This is a genomic window from Streptomyces sp. NPDC052721 (assembly GCF_040678315.1).
Lineage (GTDB): Bacteria > Actinomycetota > Actinomycetes > Streptomycetales > Streptomycetaceae > Streptomyces.
In genome coordinates this window covers 104,795-126,562 of sequence record NZ_JBFATL010000005.1, presented here as the reverse complement: position 1 = coordinate 126,562, position 21,768 = coordinate 104,795, and the positions used below count along the sequence as shown (strand labels likewise).

Sequence of the window (21,768 nt, the reverse complement as noted above, 5' to 3'; positions counted from 1 at the left end):
GTACGCGCCTGGATGTGTTCGCGTCATGCGATCCCGCGACCGTTGTTCAACGAGGAACCACCCCGACCGCGTCACCCCGCACCTCGTCGAGGGCACCGCCCCGAGGGACCGGCACCCTCACCGCCGTACTGGAACCGCTGTCCTGGAACGTGATCAGACCGGCTTGACCGGCACGCCGCCGGTCGCCTTGCCGAGCAGCGTCAGCCGTACCGACCCGGGGCCCGACAGCGTGGTGAACTCCGAGAGGACCGCCAGCGCGAGGGTGTTGGTGCCCCGGGTGCGCAGGATGCCGTTCGGCAGGACGAAGGTGTGCTGCGGGCCGACGTTGTTGATGTACTGGCCCAGGTTCCAGCCGTTGAGGAAGATCTGGGCGCGGTAGGCACGGTACGGGTCGTCGTCCAGGGTCAGGCCGACCGACGCGTCGACATCGGCCGGCACCGACAGCCGGAACGTGGTCCGGTACCAGGTCACCCCCTGGTACCGCGCCGCGCGCGGGAAGGTCACCTTCTCCCAGTCCCGGTCCCGGAAGCCGGGCAGATGCCAGCCCTTCCGCTCGCCGTACAGGCCGCCGTTGTTCATCGGTCCGCGCACGGGGTCGGGAGCGCCCGCGCCCTGGACGCGCCACCGCACCTTCGGCGACGCCCCCTTGAACGTGACCGCCGTCAGCCCCCGCGCCGCCTTGTGGGTGTCGAGCGCCTTGCCGTCCTGGTCGTGCTGCATGCGCCGGACGAGAACCGACAGCACATGCCGGCCGGGGGAGCGCAGCTGCTCACGCACCGGGAAGACCGCCGTCGCCGCCCAGCTGCCCTTGCGGATGGTCACGTTCTTGTCCGGTACCGGCATCCGGTGCGTGCCCAGCGGCTCGCCGTCCAGCCAGGCCATCAGCAGGCCCTGCGTGCCGGTGCTGTAGGCGAGCGAGACCTCCTCGACACCGGTGGTGTCGGTGAAGCCGCCCCGGTACCAGACGTCCCCGTAGTGGAAGCCGTAGTCGTCGGCGAAGAGGACCGGCTGTCCGTCCGGGACGGCCGTGGTGCTGTACGACGACGTCTTGTCGGCGAGCTTCCACGACGAGTCGTCGAAGCTCGGGCCCGCCTCCGGGTTCTCCGCGCGCATCCGCCAGCCGCCCAGCTCGGGCAGCCGTACCTCGGGCGCGTCCGGCAGCATCCCGGTGGTCAGCAGGCTCCCGGAGAGCGTGACCCGGGTGGGCAGCTTCCGCCCGTTCCAGACCAGGGTGTCGATCCCGCGCGGGCCCCACACCTCCATGCTCGTCCGCTCGGTGATGTCACCGGTCAGACGGACCTCCGAGCCACGCAGCTCCGCGTGCCGCAGCAGCGCCGGGCCGTAGACGAGGAGGGTCCCGGACGGGGTGTCGTACGGGAAGAGGCGTACGGCGGTGGCGTCATCGGCGAAGAGCAGCAGCAGCGGGATGTCCGTCTCGCCCCTCTGCACCAGCACCCGGGTCAGCCCGCCCTCGCCGAGGGGGGCGTTCACATGGAGTTCGTTCCGGTCGTAGGCCCAGCCGGCCTCCGGGTCCAGCCGCTGTACAGAAGGCTCTTGCGGGCACTTCAGCACCAGCTCCGCCATCTCGCCGCGCCGTCCGGCGAACACGGCGATGTCCTGCCGGCCCGCCGTCAGGACCGTCATGGGGGTGGCGGTGGCGTACTTCAGGGTCCGCTTGCCCAGCGGCAGCCCGGTGGTGAGCAGCTTGGCGTCCTTGCCGGGCACGGTGATCGGCAGCTTGCCGGCGTCGGTGGGCAGGTCGGTGGTGACCGGGTCGGTGCCGTCGTTGCGGGCGACGTACACATGGGTGCCGGTGTCCGGGTTGGTCAGGTGATAGACCCTCAGCCCGTCGGCCGTCACGTCCGCCGCCCGGTCCAGCTTGGCGAAGTCGGGCACGCGCTGCAGCAGATGGCCGAGCTGGTGCATCGGCGCGATCTTGTCCGTGACGTTCCGGCCCTCGTCGATGGCGGCGCCGTAGTCGTACGACGTGTAGACGACCGGCGCGGGCAGCCAGCCCCACGACGTCCCCCCGAACGTCATGTACACGTTGTGCAGGGTGAGCCCGTTGGCGAGGTTCGTCAGATAGAACCGCCGCTCGTACGCGGCGTCCCGGGTGCGCCGCGACTCGGCGTACCCCTTGCCGTCGAACCAGGCCCCGCCCCACGGATCGAACCAGCCGCCCCCGAACTCGGGCACGAAACCGGGCGTGGCGGGGGAGGCGGTGGCCCCGCCCTTCGCCCCGCCGGGCCCGTAGTGTCCCCAGTCCGGCGGGGTCTGGGACGGCGACGGATACCCGTCGAACCCGTACAGCCAGCCGCCCCGCTCCCCACCGGTGTCGAACGACCCCGGGACCCAGTACCCGTTCCGCCCCTTGTCGTTGTGGAACAACGGAACGTCGATCCCGTCGCCCCGCACCTTCCGGTACAGATGCGACATGTAGTTCCGCCCGGTGGCCTCGTCCACATGGGCGTCGTACTCGTTCTCGATCTGGTACAGCAGGATCGTGCCGGTGCCCTGCGTGAACAGATGCCGGCGGGCGATCCGGTTCACCTGGGTCAGCCACTCGTCCACGTACGCCAGATAGGCCGGGTCGTCGGTCCGGGCCGTGCCCTCGGTCGCGGTCAGCCACCCGGGGAAGCCCCCGCCGTCCACCTCGGCGTTGATGTAGGGACCGGGGCGCAGGATGACGTACAGCCCCGTCTCGGCGGCCGTCCGCAGAAACAGATCGAGGTCCCGGATGCCGCTGAAGTCGTACTCGCCGGGCGCGGGAGAGTGATAGTTCCACGCCACGTAGATGCTCACGGCGTTGTACCCGTGCGCCCGCATCTTCTGCAGCACGTCCCGCCACAGGGACGGGCTCGGCAGCCGGAACGGATGCATCTCGCCGGACCACACCACCAGCCGGCGCCCGTCCACGAGCAGCGAGTACCGGTCGTACCCGATGGAGTGCCGCTCGCCGTCGGCGCTCGGCGGCAGCGGTGCCGGACCGGTCGGCGCGCTGCTCCCCGCGTACGCGGAGGGCGCCCCGGGGCCGCCGCTGCCGCCCAGGGCGAGACCGAGCGCGGCGGAGCCGGCCAGGGCACTGAAGGTACGTCTGCTGAGCGCCAAGGTGGATCCTCCCGGCGATCTTACGGGGGCGCGGTCCGGCCATTCTCCCCACGGACACGCCCCACAATGGACCCATGAGGATCTCGGCACGGGCGGATTACGCGGTACGGGCGGTACTGGAGCTGGCCGTACGGCAGGGTAACGGCCCGGTGAAGGCAGAAGAAATCGCCGCCGTGCAGGAGATCCCGCACAAGTTCCTGGAGGGGATCCTCGGCGACCTCCGGCGGGCCGGGATCGTCGACAGCCGGCGCGGCGGAGGCGGCGGCTACCGGCTGGCCAGGGACGCGGCCGCGATCACCGTGGCCGACGTCATCCGGGCGGTCGACGGCCCGATCGTGTCGGTACGCGGCGAACGCCCGACGGCCCTCGCCTACACCGGCACGGCCCAGCCCCTGCTGCCCCTGTGGATCGCCCTGCGCGCCAACGTCCGCCGCGTCCTGGAGGGCGTCACCCTCGCCGACCTCGCGGCCGACGCCCTCCCCGAGCCGGTCCGCGCCCTGGCGGCGGAACCGGCGGCCTGGGAGAACCCGTGAGGCGGAACGCGGGGGTGATCGGGAAGGACGTGAAAACCCCGATGTGAATGGCCGGAGTTCGCTCTCCCGGCGCCGGGCGGGGCTTCCTACGCTACCCACGCCTCCACGCTCTGTTCACACCGGACGCACAGCTCCTTCAAACTTGAACGGCTTGAGCGGCCCGGAACGGATGCGGCGGGAGGCGCACCCCCCACTCGACAACCGGGAGAAACCATGGCTGGTGGAGTCCTCCTGAGCGGCGCCGTGGCCGCTCTGCTCACCACCGCACTGACCGCACAGAGCCCCTCCTCCGTCTTCGACGACCCGCCCCCGGACAAGATCGTCATCGATGTGGCGACGGTCAACGGCTCGGGCTGCCCCGCCGGTACGGCCGCTGTGGCGGTCTCGCCGGACAACACGGCCTTCACCGTGACCTACAGCGCCTACCTGGCCCAGGCCGGCGGCAACTCCGACCCCACGGCCTTCCGCAAGAACTGCCAGCTCAACCTGGTGGTCCACGTCCCGCAGGGCTTCACGTACGCGATAGCCAGCGCCGACTACCGGGGCTTCGCCTCGCTTCAGCGGGGCGCCACGGGCACGCAGAAGGCGTCGTACTACTTCCAGGGCTCGTCGAACACCGTGCCCAGGACCCACCCGTTCAGCGGCCCCTACAACGACGACTGGCAGGCCACCGACTCCACCGACTGGGCCCAACTGGTCTGGGCGCCCTGCGGTGTGCTGCGCAACTTCAACATCAACACCGAACTGCGCGTGAACGCCGGCACCGCGACCCCCGACAAGGTCAGCTTCATGACGATGGACTCGACGGACGGGGACATCAGTACGGTGTACCACTTGGCCTGGAAGGAGTGCCCGACCTCCTGAACGGGGCCGGCGCTCGCTCAGACGGCGGCTTGGCCCGCCCCCGCCGCGTTGGGCCAGCTCTGCGCGTTGGGCCAGCCCGTCGCGGGGGCCGGGGTCAGGCCGGTGGCGGGTGCCGGGGCCGTCATCCCGCGGACCTGGGCGGCGGTGAGCCCGCCCCGGGCCGGAACGCCGGGCGGGGTGGGGGCGACGGCCGCTGCGGGCGCGAGCGGTGCCGGTGCCGGTGCAGGGGCCACCGGTGCCGGTGCGGGAGCCGGTACGGGGGTGGGGGCCGGTACCGGGGCGGGGGCCGGCGGTACGGGTGCCGGTGCGGGCATCACGGCCGCCGCCGGGGCCGCCGCCGGGGCCGGCGTGGGCAGTGGCTGGGCTGCCGCCGGCATCGGCATCCCGCCGCCGGCCGGTGCCACGGCGGCGGGGAGCGGCATGCCGGTGCCGGCGGCCGGAGCGGGGCCGGCCGGTGTGAGCCGCATGCCGGCCCCGTTGGTCTCGCTGACCAGCCGGTCGACCGCCGCCGTACCCGAGCTGTAGCTGGTCCCGGTGCCCGGCTCGGGTACGGCGGCTCCCCTCCTGGACCCGTAGAGCACCTGTTCCAGGCCGGACACCAGGCGACGCACGTCGACCTGGGGGCGCACCACGAGCCGCAGGAAGCGGCTGGAGGATCCGATCTTGTTGCCGCACTCGCGGACCAGGATCCGGTGCTCGGTGAGCATCCGGTCCCGCACCACCGTGCCCTCGGCGCCGACGGGCAGGCGCACGAAGAGGAAGTTGCCCTGGGAGGGGTAGACGGTGAGGCCGGGGAGCGCGGAGAGGTGGCTGGCCATCTCCAGGCGGTCGCGGCGGACCTGCTGGAGGCTCTGCGCGTACGCGGGGCCGTGCTCCTTCAGCATGAACACCACGTGCTCGGCGAAGGAGTTGAGGTTCCACTTCGGCAGCATGGAGCGGACCTTGCCCGCGAGCGCGGGGTTGGCGACGAGGTAGCCGAAGCGGATGCCGTGCAGGCCGAAGTTCTTGCCGAGGCTGCGCAGCACGATCACGTTGGGGCGGAGCATGGCCTCCTGGACGACGCTCGGCTCGGCCTCCGCGTCGGCGAACTCCAGGAAGGACTCGTCCACGATCACCAGATCGAGGTCCGCCATGGTGTCCATGAACTGCACGATCTGCCGGCGGCGCAGATAGCCGCCGTCGGGGTTGTTGGGGTTGCAGATGACGGCCACGCGGGTGCCCCGGGCGCGGATGAACTCGGCGTACTGGCCGAGGTCCAGGGCGAAGCCGTTCGCTTCCTGGAGCGGGAACATGTCGACCCGCTTGCCGGTCTCCATCGGCTGGTCGGTCCAGCGGCCGAAAGTGGGCACGGGGACGGCCAGGGACTCGCGGACCAGGAGGTGGTCGATCCAGGTGATCAGCTCGGTGGAGCCGTTGCCCATCGCCACGCACTGCGGCGGGAGCTGGAGCAGGTCGCACAGCTCCGCGGTGATGGTGTCGGCGCTGCTGGGGTAGTACGTGACGATCTCGCGCAGCCGGGCGCCCATCTCCTCGAACATGGCGGGAGTGGGGAAGTAGGGGTTGCACGGGATGCAGAAGTCCACCGGGCCCGACCCGTCGCTCTCCCGCGTCAGCGCCGCCATCGAAGGGCTGTGCGCGGCGGTGCCGCGGAACAACGAGGTGACGTTGCCGGCCAAGGGAACCTCCGTCGAAGGATGGCCCGTGCGGGGGAGCACGGGCCACCCTTCGATACGGAGGAGACGGCAGTGGCGTTCAACTCGCCCGCCGTGTGAGCCGGTTCACGCCCCGAAGGTGTGGAGGGTCGACGTCCGGTACGTCTGCCCCGGCCGCAGCACCGTCGACGGGAAGTTCGCGTGGTTCGGCGAGTCCGGGAAGTGCTGCGTCTCCAGGCACAGGGCGTCGCCCTGCCGGTAGGTGCGGCCGCCGGTGCCGGTGAGCGTCCCGTCGAGGAAGTTGCCGGAGTAGAACTGCAGCCCCGGCTCATTGGTGGCGATCTTCAGGGTGCGGCCGGAGCGCGGGTCGCGCAGGGTGGCGACGTGTTCGGGCTTCGCCGTGATCCCCTTGTCCAGCACCCAGTTGTGGTCGTATCCCTTGGCCTGCACCTGCTGCTCGTGGCCCGCCCGGATGTCCCGGCCGATCGGCTTGGCGTGCCGGAAGTCGAACGGGGTGCCCGCGACCTCGGCCAGCTCGCCGGTGGGGATCAGGCCGGAGTCGGTGGGGGTGTAGCGGGAGGCGGCGATCGAGAGTTCGTGGTCCTCGATGGTGCCGCTGCCCTCGCCGGCCAGGTTCCAGTAGACGTGACTGGTGAGGTTGACGACGGTGGCCTTGTCGGTGGTGGCCTCGTAGTCGATGCGCCAGTCGCCGTGCCGGGTGAGGGTGTACGTGACCGTCGTGCGCAGCGTGCCCGGGTAGCCCATCTCGCCGTCGACGCTGGTGTAGTGCAGGCGCAGGCCGACGTCCGAGCCCTTGGTGAACGGCTCGACGTGCCACACGTGCTTGTCGAAGCCCTGGGCCCCGCCGTGCAGGCTGTTGACGCCGTCGTTCACGGAGAGCTGGTACGCCTTGCCGTCCAGCGTGAACTGTCCCTTGCCGATGCGGTTGCCGTACCGGCCGATCAGGGCGCCGAAGTACGGGCTCTTCGCCACGTAGTCGGCGATGTTGTCGAACCCGGCCACGACGTTGGCGTACCGGCCGTGCCGGTCGGGCAGCTCCAGGGTCTGGACGATGCCGCCGTAGGACAGCACCTTCAGCCGGGTACCGCCGTTCTCCAGCGACCAGCGGTACACCTTCGTGCCGTCGGCGAGCGTGCCGAAGAGTTCCTTCACCGGCTTCCTTCCCGAAGCGGCTTCGGCAGTGCCGCCGAGGGTGGTGGCGGCGAGACCCGCCGCGGCGGCTCCCGCGATGACCGTGCGTCTGTTCAGTTCCATAGGTGCGGCTCCGTTTTCTGGGCGCTTACGAACCGGACTTGCGCTTGTTCCACACGTCGAACCCGACCGCCACCAGCAGGGCGAGGCCCTTGATGACCTGCTGCCAGTCGGTGCCGACGCTCAGGAGGTTCATGCCGTTGTTCAGCACACCGAGGACGAGACCGCCGATGATGGCGCCGAGGACGGTGCCGACACCGCCGCTCATGGACGCGCCACCGATGAACGAGGAGGCGATGGCCTCCAGTTCGAAGTTGACGCCCGCCTTCGGCGAGGCCGCGTTCAGCCGGGCGGCGACCACCAGACCCGCCAGGGCCGCGAGCACGCCCATGTTCAGGAAGACGTAGAAGGTGACCTTCTTGTCCTTCACGCCGGACAGCTTGGCCGCCGGCAGGTTGCCGCCGATCGCGTAGATGTGCCGGCCGAAGACCGCGTTGCGCATGACGTAGCCGTAGCCGACGACCAGCGCGCCGAGGATGATCAGCACGATCGGGGTGCCCTTGTAGCTGGCGAGCAGCAGGGTGAGCACGAGGATCGCGGCGACCAGGGCGGTCAGCTTGAGCAGGAACAGCCGGGTCGGCAGCACGTCCAGGGAGAACTCCTGCTGGCGGCGGCGGTCCTGGAACTCCTGCCACACGACGGCGGCGATCAGTACGAGCCCGAGCAGCAGGGTGAGGTTGTGGTAGTTCGTGTGCGGGCCGACCTCGGGCAGGAAGCCGTTGCCGAGCTTCTGCAGACCGTCGGGGAACGGGCCGAGGGTCTGCCCCTTGAGGAGGATCTCGGTGAGGCCGCGGAAGAGGAGCATCCCGGCGAGGGTGACGATGAAGGACGGTATGCCGAGATAGGCGATCAGATAGCCCTGGACCGAGCCGGCGACGGCGCCGACCACCAGGCACAGCACCAGCGCGATGGGCCAGGAGATCCCGTGTTGCACGGTCAGTACGGCCGCGAAGGCGCCGACGAACGCGGTGAGCGAGCCGACCGACAGGTCGATGTGCCCGGCGATGATCACCAGCATCATGCCGATCGCGAGGATCAGGATGTAGCTGTTCTGCAGCACCAGGTTGGAGACGTTGCGCGGCAGCAGCAGGTCCCCGTCCGTCCAGATCGCGAAGAGGACCACGATCAGGCCGAGCGCGATCAGCATGCCGTACTGGCGCATGTTGCGGCGCAGACCGGCCAGCATCACGCCGAGCAGTCCCCCGTCGGCAGCCGGTCCGCTCTTGCCCGGCGGCGCGGGGGCCGGGCTCTTGGCGGTCACATCCGTGCTCATCGCGTTACCTCTTTGTCCTTTGTCATATGGCGCATCAGCACTTCCTGCGTGGCCTCGGCCCGCGGCACCTCGCCGGTCAGCCGCCCGGCGGCCATCGTGTAGATGCGGTCGCACATGCCGAGCAGCTCGGGAAGCTCGGAGGAGATGAAGACGACCGCCTTGCCCTGGGCGGCGAGCTGGTCGATGACCGTGTAGATCTCGTACTTGGCGCCCACGTCGATGCCGCGGGTCGGTTCGTCGAGGATCAGCACGTCGGGACCTGCGAAGATCCACTTGCTGAGGACGACCTTCTGCTGGTTGCCGCCGGAGAGCTTGCCCACCGGCTCGAAGACCGTGGGCGCCTTGATGTTCATGGACGTCCGGAAGCCCTCGGCGACCTGCCGTTCCTCGTGCTCGTCCACCACACCCCGCTTGGCGACCTTGTCCAGCGCGGTCAGCGAGATGTTCCGGTTGATGGTGTCGATGAGGTTGAGGCCGTAGTGCTTGCGGTCCTCGGTGACGTACGCGATGCCGTGCCCGATCGCCTCCGCCACGGTCTTCGTACGGATCTCCGTGCCGTCCTTCAGGACCGTGCCGGCCGCGTACCGGCCGTAGGCCCGGCCGAAGACGCTCATCGCGAGTTCGGTGCGGCCCGCGCCCATCAGGCCGGCGATGCCGACGATCTCGCCGCGGCGCACGCTCAGGGACACGTCGTCCACGACCTTGCGCTGCTGGTCGATCGGGTGGAACACGGTCCAGCCGCGGATCTCCAGCGCCGGTGCCGCGCCCTCCTCCGGCTGGTGCGGGGTGCGCTCGGGGAAGCGGTGGTCGAGGTCGCGGCCGACCATGCCGGCGATGATCCGCTCCTCGGTCGTCTCCGGCGCCTTCACATCGAGGGTCTCGATGGACCGCCCGTCCCGGATGATCGTCACCGAGTCGGCGACCTTGCGGATCTCGTTCAGCTTGTGGGAGATGATGATCGAGGTGATGCCCTGGCTCTTCAGCTCCAGGATCAGATTGAGGAGCTTGTCGCTGTCCTCGTCGTTCAGGGCCGCCGTCGGCTCGTCCAGGATCAGCAGCTTCACCTGCTTGGACAGCGCCTTGGCGATCTCCACGAGCTGCTGCTTGCCCACGCCGATGTCGGCGACCCGCGTCTCCGGGTGCTCGTCCAGACCGACCCGGCGCAGCAGCTCGGTGGCGTGACGCAGGGTCTCGCGCCAGTTGATGAGTCCGCGCGTGGCGTGCTCGTTGCCGAGGAAGAGGTTCTCCGCGATGGACAGATGCGGCACCAGCGCCAGTTCCTGGTGGATGATGACGATGCCGTGCTGCTCGCTCGCCCGGATGTCCTTGAACTGGCAGGTCTCTGACTCGAAGAGGATGTCCCCCTCGTAACTGCCGTACGGGTGGACGCCGGAGAGCACCTTCATCAGGGTGGACTTGCCGGCGCCGTTCTCCCCGCAGATGGCGTGGACCTCGCCCTGCCGGACGGTCAGGGTGACGTCCGACAGCGCCTTGACACCGGGAAAGGTCTTGACGATCGAGCGCATTTCCAGGACGGGTCCCGCCATGGTCGTGCCTTCCAATCCGTAGGAAATGGGCGGGTTACTTGAGGTCGGCCTCGGTGTAGTAACCGCCGTCGACCAGCACCTGCTTGTAGTTGCTCTTGTCGACGCTCACCGGCTGGAGCAGGTAGGCGGGCACGACCTTGGTCCCGTTGTCGTAGGTCTTGGTGTCGTTGACCTCGGGCTTCTTGCCCTTCAGGGAGTCGTCCATCATCGAGGCGGCGACCTCGGCGAGCTTGCGGAGGTCCTTGTAGACGGTCTGCGTCTGCTGACCGGCGATGATCGACTTCACGGAGGCCAGCTCGGCGTCCTGGCCGGTGATGACCGGCAGCGGCTTGCTGCCCGAGCCGTAGCCGTCCGACTTGAGGGCGGACAGGATGCCGATGGAGATGCCGTCGTACGGCGAGAGGACCGCGTCGACCCGGCCGCTCTTGTAGGCGGAGGTGAGGATGTCCTCCATGCGCTTCTGCGCGGTGGTGCCGTCCCAGCGCAGGGTGACGACCTTGTTCAGCGCGGTCTGGCCGGACTTGACCACCAGCTGCTTCTTGTCGATGTACGGCTTGAGGACGCTCATGGCGCCGCCGAAGAAGTACTTGGTGTTGTTGTCGTCGTTGGAGCCGGCGAACAGCTCGATGTTGAACGGGCCCTTCTTGCCCTTGCTCAGCCCGAGCTTGTCGACGATGTACTGGCCCTGCAGCTTGCCGACCTTCTCGTTGTCGAACGAGGCGTAGTAGTCGACGTTCTCGGTGCCGAGGATCAGCCGGTCGTAGGAGATGACCGGGATGTGCGCGTCCGCGGCCTCCTGGAGCACGTTCTTCAGCGACTTGTTGTCGATCGCCGCGATGATCAGGCCCTTGACGCCCTGCGTGATCAGGTTCTCGATCTGCGAGACCTGGGTCTCCGGGTCGTCCTCGCCGTAGACCAGCTTGGTCTTGTAGCCCTTGGCCTCCAGGTCCTTGACGACGTTCTTGCCGTCGGAGATCCAGCGCTCGGAGGACTTGGTCGGCATGGCGATGCCGATGGTGGCGCCCTTGACGTCGCCCGTCTTCTCCTTGCTGCCGCCCTCGCCGCTCTGGCCGCAGGCGGTGAGGGTGAGGGCGAGCGAGGCCGCTCCGGCTATGACGGTGAGGGCGCTTCTGCGAGTGCGCATAGTGATCGTCCCTGTTCTTCTCTTCGTCGAGATGTTTGGCGAGGTCGGTTGAAGCGCCCCGGAAGGGCGCGGGACTGCGGTCGGTGTGCGGCTACGCCGCGTGGGCGCGCGGCCGGCCACACGGCCCGCAGCCCCCGTCGGTCATCCAGTGGCACCTTCGGTGGGGAACCGGTTCAAGGACCCCGGCAGTCGGGAGCCCAGCGGCGCCATGTCGCCGTCCGCGCCGTGCCGGGCGAGCAGGTCCAGGGCGAGCCGGCCGCGCCGCACCCGCTCCCGGGCGGTGTCCAGGGTGACGTCCCGCAGGTGGGTGCCCCACGGGTAGATGCCGGGGGCCTTGGACAGGCCGAACTTCAGGTAGAGCGGTGCGCCGCGCCGGATCAGCTCGGCGACCTCGTACATCCGGACGTAGCCGCCGAGGTCGTCGGGGGCCTCGATGTACATGTCCATGGGGGCGCCGGAGACCCGGCGGATCTCGGTGAGGTGGTCCAGCGTCAGATCGCTGGGCACGTTGACGGAGTCGGCGCCGAGCCGCTCGTAGACGGCGTACGAGGCCGGGTTGACCGGGCCGATGAGCGCCGAGACCTTCAGCGTGGTGTCGGCCGGGATGATCCCGGCCCGGCGGGCCCGGTGCAGGGTCCACAGCACGCCCTCGTCGGCGACCAGCAGGCACTTCACGCCCAGTTCGGTGGCCCGGACGGCGTCCTCGACGCAGCCGGCGACGGCGTCGTGGCCCCGGGCGCGCAGTCCGGCCCCCCGCGAGTCGGACCGCACCGAGCCGCCGATGTCCCAGGTGCCGCGCGGGCCGGTGAACAGGCAGAGTTCGATGTCGCGTTCGTTGGTGGCGTCGACCATCTCGGTGATCTCGGCGTCGGTGAGCATCCACACGCCGCTGCCCTGGCTGATCCGGTGGATCGGTACGTCGAGGCGCGAGGCCTCCTTGAGGACGACCGCCAGCGCTTCGGGGCCCTCGCACGAGGGGATCTCGGTGCGCCAGCGCCCGCCGCCCGGGAAGCTGTGGGCGGAGGCGTCGGCGGGGTCGAGGGCGGGCGCGCCGAGGCCGAGTGCGGCGAGCACCTGCTCGCCGGGCCTGCGGGCTGCCGGGGCGGAAGCGTCGGTCACAAGCTGTCCTTAGGGTCCTGAGTGTTCGGTATTTCGGACAAGGTTCGCGGCTCTGGGTGTGAAAAAGCGCTGGGTGTACGCCGGTCAGGGCGCCGTCAGCTCACGCCCTGACCGGCGTACGGTCAGGGGCGGAGCAGCACCTTGCCCACCTTGGGGTCGCCGGCCCCCACCAGCTCGATGGCCTGCGGGAACTCGGTCAGCGGCAACTCGTGGGTGACCAGCGGCAGCGGATCCAGCAGCCCGGCGCCGAAGACGCGCACGGCGTGCGCCCAGGCGTCCGGCGGCGCCCCGAAGACGGTGTGCACCTCCAGCTGCCGTACGACGAGATCGGTCGGGTCGAGCCCGTCCGCGCCCGGCGCCGGGATCCCGGTGAGGACCAGCCGCCCGCCGCGCCGCAGCAGCGCGGCGGCGGTGCGCGCGGCGGACGCCGACCCGGCGGTCTCGATCACCGCGTCGAAGTCGCCGGGCAGCTGCTGGTCCTTCAGCCGGAAGTCGCTCGCCCCGAACTGCCGGGACAGCGCCTCCCGGTCGTTCCGCGTGCCCACCACGAGCAGCTCCACCGGCGAGATCGCCTTCAGGAACTGCACCGCGAACATGCCCAGCGTGCCCGTGCCGACCACCGCGACCCGCTCACCGGGCCGGGCGTTCGCCTTCAGCGCGGCGGCCGCGATACAGGCGGCCGGCTCCAGCAGGGCGGCGGCGGTGAGGTCGGCGTCGTCCGGCAGGACGTGCAGCAGCCGGGCGGGCAGGGTCAGCGTGGCGGCCATGGCGCCCGGCTGGGTGAAGCCGGTCTCCTCGTACCCGGCCGAGCACAGCGTGGTCTCGCCCGCGTGACAGCGCTCGCACACCTGGCAGTTGCGGAAGCCCTCGCCGACGACCTTGCGGCCGACGAGCGAGCCCGGCACCCCGGCACCCACCGCCGTGACCGTCCCCGACCACTCGTGTCCGGGCGTGAGCGGATACCGCACGTACCCTTCGGGCCGGTTGCCCTGGTACACCTCGCGGTCGCTGCCGCAGATGCCGGCCGCGTGCACCGCGACCAGCGCCTCGCCGGGACCGGGCTGCCGAGGCGTGTGGGCCTCGACCCGGTGCACGCCTGGCGCCTCGATCAGGACCTGGGAACTCACTTCGTGCCCTTCGGTTTGCGCTGCTCCCAGCCCTCGGCCCACAGGTCGAACCGGGCCTGCTGCTGCGGGAACTCCGCCGCCGCGTCGACGTCCAGCTCGACCCCGAGGCCGGGCGCGTCCGAGAGGTGGAAGTAACCGTCCACGACCTGCGGCGCCCCCTTGACCACCTTCTTGATCTCCGCGTCCGCGAAGTCGTTGAAGTGCTCAAGGATCTTGAAGTTCGGGGAGGTGAACCCGACCTGGAGGGAGGCGGCGGTGAGCACCGACCCGCCCACGTTGTGCGGGGCGACGAGCATGTAGTGCGTCTCGGCGGTCGCGGCCAGCTTCCGGGTCTCCCAGATGCCGCCGATGTGGCCGACGTCGGGCTGGATGATGTCCACCGCCTGGCTGTCGAACAGCTCCCGGAACTCGATCCGGTCGTGGATGCGTTCACCGGTGGCCACCGGGATGTCGACCTTGGCCGCGACCTTCTCCAGCGCCTTCAGGTTCTCCGGCGGCACCGGCTCCTCCAGCCAGGCCGGCTTGAAGGGCGCCATCTCCTTGGCCAGCCGGACGGCCGTGGCGGGGGAGAAGCGGCCGTGCATCTCCAGCATCAGCTCGGCGTCCGGGCCGATCGCGTCCCGCACGGCCTCGATGAGCGAGACCGCGTACAGGGTCTCCTGGTGGTCCAGCTCGAAGTGCCCGGTGCCGAACGGGTCGATCTTCAGCGCCTTGTAGCCGCGCTCCATGACCCCCTGCGCCGCCTTGTGGTACGCCTCCGGGGTCCGCTCGGTCGTGTACCACCCGTTGGCGTACGCCTTGACCTTGTCGGTCACCTTCCCGCCGAGCAGCTGCCACACCGGCACGCCCAGCGCCTTGCCCTTGATGTCCCAGCAGGCCATCTCGATGACCGCGATGCCGGACATGACGATCTCACCGGCGCGGCCGTAGTCGCCGTACTTCATCCGGCGCGTGAGGTCCTCGACAGCGAACGGGTCCGATCCGAGAATGTGGTTGGCCTCGGCCTCCCGCAGATAGCCGATCAGCGCGTCGGTGTGCCCGAGCATCCGGGTCTCGCCGACTCCCGTGATGCCCTCGTCGGTGTGCACCTGGACGTAGGTCAGGTTGCGCCACGGCGTGCCGACCACGTGCGTGCTGATTCCGGTGATGCGCACGGCAGTTGCCCCTCAGCTGTTCGAGATTTCGTCACACGTTCGAAATGCTGGCGTGACAGTAAGGACGGTCCGGCGGGGGTGTCAATGGGTCGAACAGGTAACGGTTTCGGCACGGCTTCCGAGAACCTTTTCGACCCCGCACCAAACCTTCACAATGACGCCTGGAACCGGAACCGCGCGGACTCTAGTCTTCCCGCGTCATGAACTACTGCCTCCCGTGCCAACGGCACCTCAATGGCGCCCTGGCCTGCCCGGGGTGCGGAACTCCGGCCGACCGGCTCGCGGCCCCCACGGCCGCGCCGGCCACGCACGCGCGCGGGCGCGAGCACGGGTATGCGCAGACACCGACGACGTACGAGCCGACGTACGAAGAATCGTACGAAGAGCCGTACGAGGAGCCGCACGGCCCCGGGGAGCCGGAGCGGACGGAACGGCAGCAACGGGCGGAGGCGGGGGCCGACGAAGCGGACGAGGCCGAGGCCGAGGGCGAGGGCGAGGGCGACGACGTCGGCGACGTCGGGGCCGCCCCGGCCGGGCGGCGGGCCCGGGGCGGGGCCGAGGGCAGCCGCCGTGACCGCAAGGCCGCCGCACACCGCCGCCGGCGCCGCCGTACCGTCCTGGTCGCCGCCGGTTTCGTCCTCGCGGCGGGCGGGCTCAGCCTCGCCGAACTGGGCACGGACGCGCCCTTCTCGCCCTTCTCCGGCGACGCCCCGGCCCCGGTCGGGGACACCTCGGCGGACGGCGCCGCCGCCTCCGTCGCGCCGGACCGCACCGCCGGCCCGATAGGCGCCACGTCCGGCGCCACGCCGCGCGCGGGCGAGTCCGCCTCCCCGGGCGACTCGGCCTCCGCCTCCCCGTCGAAGTCCCCGAAGGACAAGGATTCCGCTTCCCCCTCCGCCACGGACACCGGCACGGCGCAGCAGTCGGCCACGACGGGCTCCGGTGCGACCCCGACGACCCCGGCCGCCCCGCCCCCCAGCGAGCCCGCCACCGCGTCCGCCGCCCCGACGGCCTCCGCGCCCACGCCCGAGCCGTCGCCCACGAAGACCTGCGACCGCTTCCTGTGGTGGTGCACCTGAGTGTGTCCGCGGGCACGTGAGTGCCTCCGCCCGCGTCCGCCTCCATCCGTGTGCACGTGAAGCACACGCCGGCGCACCCCCGCCACCCCGCGCCATCGGCCATCCGGGGCATCCGTGACACCCCCCGGCCCTCACGGGGGTTGAGTCGATCGGGCACGTCTCGCCGTACCGGTCTCGGGAACGCCCGATGTCCGGGGAGGGCGTTGTGCCGAGGGGGAGCAGCGAGCAGCGGATCGGTCGAGGAGAGCGGATGACGCAGGAGATCACCGTCCAGGGCACGGTCGCCGAGGGCTTCGAGCCGGTGCGCGAGGAGTTCGCCGCCTTCGTCGCCGGGGAACGGGAGGACTACGAGGGCCAGTTGTGCGCCTACGTCCACGGACGGCGGGTCGTGGATCTGTGGGCGGGCGCGGGTGTGACGGGTGACTCGCTGTACGCCGTGTACTCGGCCACGAAGGGCGCGGCCCATCTGGTCGCGGCGCTGCTCGTACAGGACGGCACGCTGGAGCTGGACCGTAAAGTCACGTACTACTGGCCGGAGTTCGCCGCCGAGGGCAAGGGCGCGCTGACGCTGCGGGACCTGCTGGCGCATCGCGCGGGGCTGGTCGGCACCGACACCGGGTTCAGTCCCGCCGAGCTGGCCGACGACCGGATCATCGCCGAACGCCTCGCCGACCAGCGGCCGTTCTGGCGGCCGGGCACGGCGTTCGGCTACCACGCGCTGGTCATCGGCGCGCTGACCGGCGAGGTCGTCCGCCGGGCGACGGGCCGTACGCTCCAGGAGGTGTACGAGGAGCGGGTCCGCGCCCCCCACGGCCTCGACCTCCATCTGGGTCTGCCGGAGGCGCACGAGCCGCGCTTCCGCACGGTCCGGCCGATGCTGCCGACGCCCGCGCAGCAGGCGCAGCTCGACGCCGTGCCCACCGGCCCGCACACCCTCGGGTCGATCGCCTTCAACCGGCACGGTGCGGAGCCCACCGACCTGGAGAGCCTGCCGAACGAGCGGCTGATCCGCGCCCAGGGGCCCGCCTCGGTGGGCGGGGTCGGCTCGGCGCGCGGTCTCGCGGGCATGTACGCGGCGATGATCAGCGAGGTGGACGGCAGGACGCCGCTGCTGAAGGGCGACACGCTGGCGGAGTTCGCCCAGATCCACTCCACGGGGTACGACCTGGTGGCCCGCGCCCACAAGTCCTTCGGCCTCGGCTTCCAGGCGACCGCCGACATCTGGCACCCCTTCCTGGGCGCGGGCACGCTGGGCCACAGCGGCGCGAACGGCGTCCAGGCCTTCGCGGACCCCCACGCGGGCATCGCCTACGGCTACACGAGGCGCAGGTTCGCGTTCCCGGGCGGGGCGGCCCCGGAGAACGACAGACTTGCGGCGGAGGTCCACAAAGCGGCGCTGGCCGGCTGAGGAGCGCACCCGGCAGGCGCCCCCCGCCGAAAAGCAGCCGCACCCCACGTCCAAGGATGCGGCTGCCGATGTAAGGAACGACGGAGGTCAGACCAGCGTCACGCTGATGTTCCCGCGCGTCGCCTTCGAGTAGGGGCACACCTGGTGGGCCTTCTCCAGCAGCTCCCGCGCGGTGGCCTCGTCGACGTTCGGGATGCTCGCCGAGATCTCCACGATGATCCCGAACCCCTCGTCGTTCTTGCCGATGCCGACCTTGGCCGTGACGGTGGACCCGGACACGTCGGCGCCCTCCTGCCGGGCGACGACCCCCAGCGCCCCCTGGAAGCACGCGCTGTAACCGGCGGCGAACAGCTGTTCCGGGTTGGTCCCGGACCCGCTGCCGCCCATTTCCTTCGGCGGGTTGACGACGACGTCGAGTCGGCCGTCGTCCGTGGCGACCCGCCCGTCGCGGCCGTTCTCGGCGGTGGCGACGGCGGTGTACAGGACGTCGGACTGCGTGATGGGCATGCGGTTGTCCTCCTCCTCGGCCCGCCGTGACTCGCGCCCACGATCGCGACGGATTTCGGAAAGAAGCTACCGCATGCCGGAAACCGCGGGAAGGTCAGAGCTTGACGACCATCTTGCCGATGTTGTCGCCGCGCAGGACCCCGAGGAACGCCTCCAGGTTGTTCTCGATGCCCTCGACCACGGTCTCCCGGTACTTCAGCGCGCCCGAGGCCACCCACGGGCCGACCTCCTGGACGAACTGCGGCTGAAGGTCGTAGTGGTCGCCGACCAGGAAGCCCTCGATCCGGCCGCGCGTCTGGATCAGCCGGGCCAGGTTCTTCGGGCCGGGCGCGGGCTCGGTGTTGTTGTAGACCGAGATCATGCCGCAGACGGCGATCCGGCCGCCCTGGTTCAGCGAGCCGATCGCGGCTTCCAGGTGGTCCCCGCCGACGTTGTCGAAGTAGACGTCGATGCCGTCGGGCGCCGCCTGGCGCAGCTGTTCGGCGACCGGGCCGTTCTTGTAGTTGAACGCGGCGTCGAAGCCGTACTCGTCCACGAGCAGCTTGACCTTCTCGTCGGACCCGGCCGAGCCGATCACGCGGGAGGCGCCCTTGAGCTTGGCGATCTGGCCCACCTGGCTGCCGACGGCCCCGGCCGCGCCCGACACGAACACGATGTCGCCCTCCTTGAAGGAGGCGGTGCGCAGCAGGCCGGCGTAGGCGGTCAGACCGGTCATGCCGAGGACGCCCAGGTACGTCGACAGGGGCGCGGCCCCGGGGTCGACCTTCACGGCGTTCTTCGCGTCCACGGCCGCGTACTCGCGCCAGCCGAAGAAGTGCAGGACGTGGTCGCCGGCGGAGATGCCCTCGGCGCGGGACTCGACCACCTCGCCGACGGCGCCGCCCTGCATGACCTTGCCCAGCTCGAAGGGGGCGACGTAGGACTTGGCCGCGCTCATCCTGCCGCGCATGTACGGGTCGACCGAGAGGTACTTGTTCCGCACCAGCACCTGACCCTCGCCCGGGGTCGGGACCGGCGCCTCGACGAGGGCGAAGTCCTCGGGCTTGGGCCAGCCGACGGGACGGCTGAGCAGGTGCCACTCGCGGTTGATCATGAGGGAGCCTTTCGTGTCACGGCATTTACTTCAGTACCTCAAACAACCATGGACCTGAATATTTCATGATGTCAAGTAACCGGGTATCCTGTGGGCATGTCCACCCCATCGAAGACCCACCGCCCCGACGCCCTGACCCTGGAAGTGGTCGAGCTGATCGGTGACGTCGTGGCCCGCTTCTACGCGGACTACGAGGAAGCGGCGGGCGAGCACACGCTGACCGGCCCGCAGGCCAGGCTGCTCAGCCTGCTCTCGCTGGAACCGCTGCCCATGCGCAAGCTGGCCCAGAAGCTCAAGTGCGAGCCGTCGAACGTCACCGGGATCGTGGACCGGCTGGAGTCCCGCGGCCTGGTGGAGCGCCGCCCCGACCCGGCCGACCGCCGGGTCAAGGTCGCCGCCGCCACCGACGAGGGCCGCCGGGTGGCCCGGGACCTGCGCGAGAGCCTGCACTTCGCCCGCGAGCCGCTCGCCGCGCTCACCGACGACCAGCGCCGCTCCCTGCGCGACCTGCTCCGCCGCATGCTGGACGCCTGAGACCCGGTCCGGTCACCGGCCACCCGCGCTGTCGCACCGAGCCAGTAAAGTCCTCGCCATGCGCGATCTCGGGGTGGGTTTCGGATATCTGCTGAAGGGCCAGAGATGGGTGGCCCGGCACGGGCGGAGCTACGGCTTCGGGCTGCTGCCCGGTCTGATCACGCTGGTGCTGTACGCCGCCGCGCTGGTCGCGCTCGCCGTGTGGGGCGCGGACGCGGTCACCTGGGCGACCCCGTTCGCGGACGACTGGTCCAGCCCCTGGCAGGGCCTGTTCCGCGGCTTCCTGACGGCCGTCCTCTTCGCCCTCGGCCTGCTGCTGGCCGTGCTGACGTTCACCGCCGTCACCCTGCTGGTCGGCCAGCCCTTCTACGAGAACCTGTCGGAGAAGGCCGACGCCGACGTCTCGCCCGACGGCACCGCCCCGCGGTCGGACCTCCCGCTCTGGCGCGAGCTGTGGATCTCCGCCCGGGACAGCCTGCGCGTCCTGGTGCGGGCCGGCCTGTGGGGCGTCCTGCTCTTCGCCCTCGGGTTCCTGCCGTTCGTCGGGCAGACCGTCGTCCCCGTGATCGGCTTCTTCGTCACCGGCTTCTTCCTCACCGAGGAACTCGCCGCCGTGGCGATGCAGCGCCGGGGCGTCGACCTGCGCGCCCGGCTCGCCCTGCTCCGCTCCCGCAAGACCCTGGTCTGGGGCTTCGGCACACCCTTGAGCCTGGCCTTCCTGGTCCCGTTCGTCGCGGTGTTCCTGATGCCGGGCGCGGTCGCGGGCGCCACGCTCCTCGCCCGTGACCTGCTGGGCGAGGAGACCGGCGGGGACGGCGCCGACCAGCCCGAAGCGGAGGACGTCACCCCGTGACCGAGGTGATCGCCGTAGCCGTCATCACCGTCCTGGCCGTCATCGCCCCGGGGTCGCCGCGGGCGTCTAATCCACGTCACCGTGGGCCCGGAGCCGGTCCCGGTGTCAGCCCGGCCTTCGCTCCGTCGCACTGACGGACACGGCGACGATCGCCCGGACCTGCGCGATGATGTCCAGCCGGTTGCGCACGAACTCGGGGTCGGTCACCTCGGTGGTGTTCCCGGCCCCGAACTGCAGCACGGGGGTGTGCACATGCCCGCCCGGCAGCGTGTCGTGCAGCCCGAGCCGGTCCCGCAGCAGCGTGGCCCGGTAGGCGATCTCGTTGGAGAGGTAGTCGCCGCCGGCCCCGGCACGGGCGGTGGAGCCGGGGGTCGGCCCGTCCGGCCGCACGACGGGCGCGGTGCCTCCGGCCGGTATCTCGGTCACCTCCGTGTGGTCGTACACGGGGAAGCGGCCCGTCCGCGCGGCCACGATGGCGGTGTACGGCAGGGTGGTGCCCGTCCACTGCGGCTGCGACGCCGGGTCCGTGACCGGGATGGTCCCGGTCCGGCCGACGTTGTCGTTGTCCGGGAAGCCGCCCCGCCAGGCGCCGTTGGTGCGCTCGATGTCGAACCGGCCGACCCGGCCCTGGCTCACGGTCGTGCACAGGTCCACCTTCGGCAGATACGGCCGCAGCGTCCGCTCCACCGTGCCCTCGGCGAAGTCCTGCCAGCGCACCGGGAAGACGGCGGTCTCGACGCGCGCCGGCCCCTCCGCCGTCTCGACGACCGTGCCGTCCAGCGCGAGCGCCGTCGCCCCGGAGGGGTTGGAGATGCGGATGTCCCGGTCGAGGGTGAAGGGGTCGAACCCGGTGAGCAGGACCCGCCGCAGGTGACCCTTCCCCGGGTAGCGGATGTCGCTCTGCCCGCGTGAGGCCTGCTCCAACCGGTCGAGAAGCGCGTCCCGCTGCTGGTCCGTGAGCCCGAAGTCCGGCTCCCACGTGCGCACTTCCCGGGTCATCCCCAGCCGGGCCCAGTACAGCGGCCGGTCGTCGTCCCGGCTCAGGTCACCGCCGGCCGGCCCCCGCCCCTGCGCCCGCTCCACGGCCCGCCGCCACAGCGCGGACCCCTCTCGTACGACGATGCGGCGGGCCTGCGCGTAGGTCTGCGCGTCGTGCAGGGCGCGACCGAACCGCGGTGCCGCCTCGGCGAATCCGGAGCGCCGCAGGATCTCCTGCGGCACGGCCTTGTCGAGCCGCTGTTCCTCGACGGTGGGGGAGGGCGGGGCGGTGGTGGCGGAGGCCGTGGTCGTGGGCGCGGACAGGCCGGTCAACAGGGCCAGCCCGAGGAGACCGAGGCGTATACGGGTCAAGGGAGTTCGGGTCCTTCCGTCGCTGTGGGGCGCGTGGTGCGGTGGACGGCCGCAGTATCGCGTGACGGAAGTGACCTGCGCCATGGTGCGTGCGATCCCGTCGGCGGTCTCCCGCAGGACACCCAGGAACGCCCGCACCACCGGCGACAGC

18 protein-coding genes are annotated in these 21,768 nt (G+C 70.8%); 6 read left to right on the top strand and 12 right to left on the bottom strand.

The genetic code is table 11. The features are described 5' to 3' along the window. Nucleotides 1-153: 153 nt before the first annotated feature. Nucleotides 154-3,108, bottom strand: a complete 2,955-nt coding sequence (locus AB0L21_RS07365) for a beta-galactosidase (protein WP_365782706.1) — start codon at nt 3,106-3,108, stop codon at nt 154-156. A 74-nt stretch (nt 3,109-3,182) separates the two neighbouring features. Here AB0L21_RS07365 and AB0L21_RS07360 point away from each other — a divergent pair, with 74 nt between their 5' ends. Both AB0L21_RS07360 and AB0L21_RS07355 read left to right on the top strand, forming a co-directional pair. Then, complete coding sequence (locus AB0L21_RS07360; RefSeq protein ID WP_365699393.1) at nt 3,183-3,641, top strand: Rrf2 family transcriptional regulator; 459 nt, start codon at nt 3,183-3,185, stop codon at nt 3,639-3,641. Between the two features lie 213 nt (nt 3,642-3,854). Next, nucleotides 3,855-4,505, top strand: coding sequence for a DUF4360 domain-containing protein (locus AB0L21_RS07355; protein WP_365782704.1), 651 nt, complete (start codon nt 3,855-3,857; stop codon nt 4,503-4,505). A gap of 17 nt (nt 4,506-4,522) precedes the next feature. On the opposite strand, the gene AB0L21_RS07350 is transcribed toward AB0L21_RS07355, so the two are convergent. The 8 genes from AB0L21_RS07350 to AB0L21_RS07315 form a co-directional block, all read right to left on the bottom strand. Continuing rightward, nucleotides 4,523-6,181 (bottom strand): histidinol-phosphate transaminase, encoded by a 1,659-nt coding sequence (locus AB0L21_RS07350; RefSeq protein WP_365782702.1) that lies wholly within the window; start codon nt 6,179-6,181, stop codon nt 4,523-4,525. Nucleotides 6,182-6,283: 102 nt separating this feature from the next. Next, nucleotides 6,284-7,432: an aldose epimerase family protein gene (locus AB0L21_RS07345; protein ID WP_365782700.1), complete on the bottom strand. Its 1,149-nt coding sequence runs from the start codon at nt 7,430-7,432 to the stop codon at nt 6,284-6,286. A gap of 25 nt (nt 7,433-7,457) precedes the next feature. Continuing rightward, the gene (gene mmsB / locus AB0L21_RS07340) at nt 7,458-8,702 is read right to left on the bottom strand and encodes a multiple monosaccharide ABC transporter permease (RefSeq protein ID WP_365699389.1); all 1,245 of its coding nucleotides are present in this window, start codon (nt 8,700-8,702) and stop codon (nt 7,458-7,460) included. After that, complete coding sequence (mmsA, locus tag AB0L21_RS07335; RefSeq protein ID WP_365699388.1) at nt 8,699-10,249, bottom strand: multiple monosaccharide ABC transporter ATP-binding protein; 1,551 nt, start codon at nt 10,247-10,249, stop codon at nt 8,699-8,701. The genes mmsB and mmsA overlap by 4 nt, the downstream gene beginning before the upstream one ends. A gap of 34 nt (nt 10,250-10,283) precedes the next feature. Then, complete coding sequence (gene chvE, locus AB0L21_RS07330; protein WP_365699387.1) at nt 10,284-11,393, bottom strand: multiple monosaccharide ABC transporter substrate-binding protein; 1,110 nt, start codon at nt 11,391-11,393, stop codon at nt 10,284-10,286. Between the two features lie 141 nt (nt 11,394-11,534). Continuing rightward, nucleotides 11,535-12,512 (bottom strand): hypothetical protein, encoded by a 978-nt coding sequence (locus tag AB0L21_RS07325; RefSeq protein ID WP_365782698.1) that lies wholly within the window; start codon nt 12,510-12,512, stop codon nt 11,535-11,537. A gap of 122 nt (nt 12,513-12,634) precedes the next feature. Further along, complete coding sequence (locus AB0L21_RS07320; protein WP_365699385.1) at nt 12,635-13,639, bottom strand: alcohol dehydrogenase catalytic domain-containing protein; 1,005 nt, start codon at nt 13,637-13,639, stop codon at nt 12,635-12,637. After that, entirely contained in the window at nt 13,636-14,793 is a 1,158-nt protein-coding gene (locus AB0L21_RS07315; RefSeq protein WP_365699384.1) for a mandelate racemase/muconate lactonizing enzyme family protein, read from the bottom strand. The genes AB0L21_RS07320 and AB0L21_RS07315 overlap by 4 nt, the downstream gene beginning before the upstream one ends. 200 nt (nt 14,794-14,993) lie before the next feature. Here AB0L21_RS07315 and AB0L21_RS07310 point away from each other — a divergent pair, with 200 nt between their 5' ends. Continuing rightward, nucleotides 14,994-15,872, top strand: a complete 879-nt coding sequence (locus tag AB0L21_RS07310) for a hypothetical protein (RefSeq protein WP_365782696.1) — start codon at nt 14,994-14,996, stop codon at nt 15,870-15,872. A gap of 250 nt (nt 15,873-16,122) precedes the next feature. Beyond that, nucleotides 16,123-17,280: a serine hydrolase domain-containing protein gene (locus AB0L21_RS07305; protein WP_365699382.1), complete on the top strand. Its 1,158-nt coding sequence runs from the start codon at nt 16,123-16,125 to the stop codon at nt 17,278-17,280. 87 nt (nt 17,281-17,367) lie between these two features. Here AB0L21_RS07305 and AB0L21_RS07300 read toward each other — a convergent pair whose 3' ends face one another. Both AB0L21_RS07300 and AB0L21_RS07295 read right to left on the bottom strand, forming a co-directional pair. Then, nucleotides 17,368-17,787 carry an organic hydroperoxide resistance protein gene (locus AB0L21_RS07300; protein ID WP_365699381.1) on the bottom strand — a complete coding sequence of 140 codons (420 nt, stop codon included), beginning with the start codon at nt 17,785-17,787 and terminating at the stop codon, nt 17,368-17,370. 94 nt (nt 17,788-17,881) lie between these two features. Continuing rightward, nucleotides 17,882-18,880, bottom strand: a complete 999-nt coding sequence (locus AB0L21_RS07295) for an NADP-dependent oxidoreductase (RefSeq protein ID WP_365699380.1) — start codon at nt 18,878-18,880, stop codon at nt 17,882-17,884. A gap of 96 nt (nt 18,881-18,976) precedes the next feature. On the opposite strand from AB0L21_RS07295, the gene AB0L21_RS07290 reads away from it, so the two are divergent. Together AB0L21_RS07290 and AB0L21_RS07285 are read left to right on the top strand one after the other, a co-directional pair. Continuing rightward, on the top strand, nt 18,977-19,414 hold the full coding sequence (locus AB0L21_RS07290) for a MarR family transcriptional regulator (protein WP_365782694.1): 438 nt from the start codon (nt 18,977-18,979) through the stop codon (nt 19,412-19,414). 58 nt (nt 19,415-19,472) lie between these two features. Beyond that, the gene (locus AB0L21_RS07285) at nt 19,473-20,267 is read left to right on the top strand and encodes an EI24 domain-containing protein (RefSeq protein WP_365782692.1); all 795 of its coding nucleotides are present in this window, start codon (nt 19,473-19,475) and stop codon (nt 20,265-20,267) included. 105 nt (nt 20,268-20,372) lie between these two features. Here AB0L21_RS07285 and AB0L21_RS07280 read toward each other — a convergent pair whose 3' ends face one another. After that, a complete protein-coding gene (locus AB0L21_RS07280) occupies nt 20,373-21,617 on the bottom strand; it encodes a pyroglutamyl peptidase (protein WP_365782690.1) in 1,245 nt (414 codons plus the stop codon). Nucleotides 21,618-21,768: the final 151 nt, after the last annotated feature.

What these genes read in the sequence shown, in the direction of transcription:
- AB0L21_RS07360 (WP_365699393.1), top strand. Translation starts at nt 3,183, where the DNA reads ATGAGGATCTCGGCACGGGCGGATTACGCGGTACGGGCGGTACTGGAG.
- AB0L21_RS07355 (WP_365782704.1), top strand. Translation starts at nt 3,855, where the DNA reads ATGGCTGGTGGAGTCCTCCTGAGCGGCGCCGTGGCCGCTCTGCTCACC.
- AB0L21_RS07345 (WP_365782700.1), bottom strand. Translation starts at nt 7,432, where the DNA reads ATGGAACTGAACAGACGCACGGTCATCGCGGGAGCCGCCGCGGCGGGT.
- mmsB (WP_365699389.1), bottom strand. Translation starts at nt 8,702, where the DNA reads ATGAGCACGGATGTGACCGCCAAGAGCCCGGCCCCCGCGCCGCCGGGC.
- mmsA (WP_365699388.1), bottom strand. Translation starts at nt 10,249, where the DNA reads ATGGCGGGACCCGTCCTGGAAATGCGCTCGATCGTCAAGACCTTTCCC.
- chvE (WP_365699387.1), bottom strand. Translation starts at nt 11,393, where the DNA reads ATGCGCACTCGCAGAAGCGCCCTCACCGTCATAGCCGGAGCGGCCTCG.
- AB0L21_RS07310 (WP_365782696.1), top strand. Translation starts at nt 14,994, where the DNA reads ATGAACTACTGCCTCCCGTGCCAACGGCACCTCAATGGCGCCCTGGCC.
- AB0L21_RS07305 (WP_365699382.1), top strand. Translation starts at nt 16,123, where the DNA reads ATGACGCAGGAGATCACCGTCCAGGGCACGGTCGCCGAGGGCTTCGAG.
- AB0L21_RS07300 (WP_365699381.1), bottom strand. Translation starts at nt 17,787, where the DNA reads ATGCCCATCACGCAGTCCGACGTCCTGTACACCGCCGTCGCCACCGCC.
- AB0L21_RS07295 (WP_365699380.1), bottom strand. Translation starts at nt 18,880, where the DNA reads ATGATCAACCGCGAGTGGCACCTGCTCAGCCGTCCCGTCGGCTGGCCC.
- AB0L21_RS07290 (WP_365782694.1), top strand. Translation starts at nt 18,977, where the DNA reads ATGTCCACCCCATCGAAGACCCACCGCCCCGACGCCCTGACCCTGGAA.
- AB0L21_RS07285 (WP_365782692.1), top strand. Translation starts at nt 19,473, where the DNA reads ATGCGCGATCTCGGGGTGGGTTTCGGATATCTGCTGAAGGGCCAGAGA.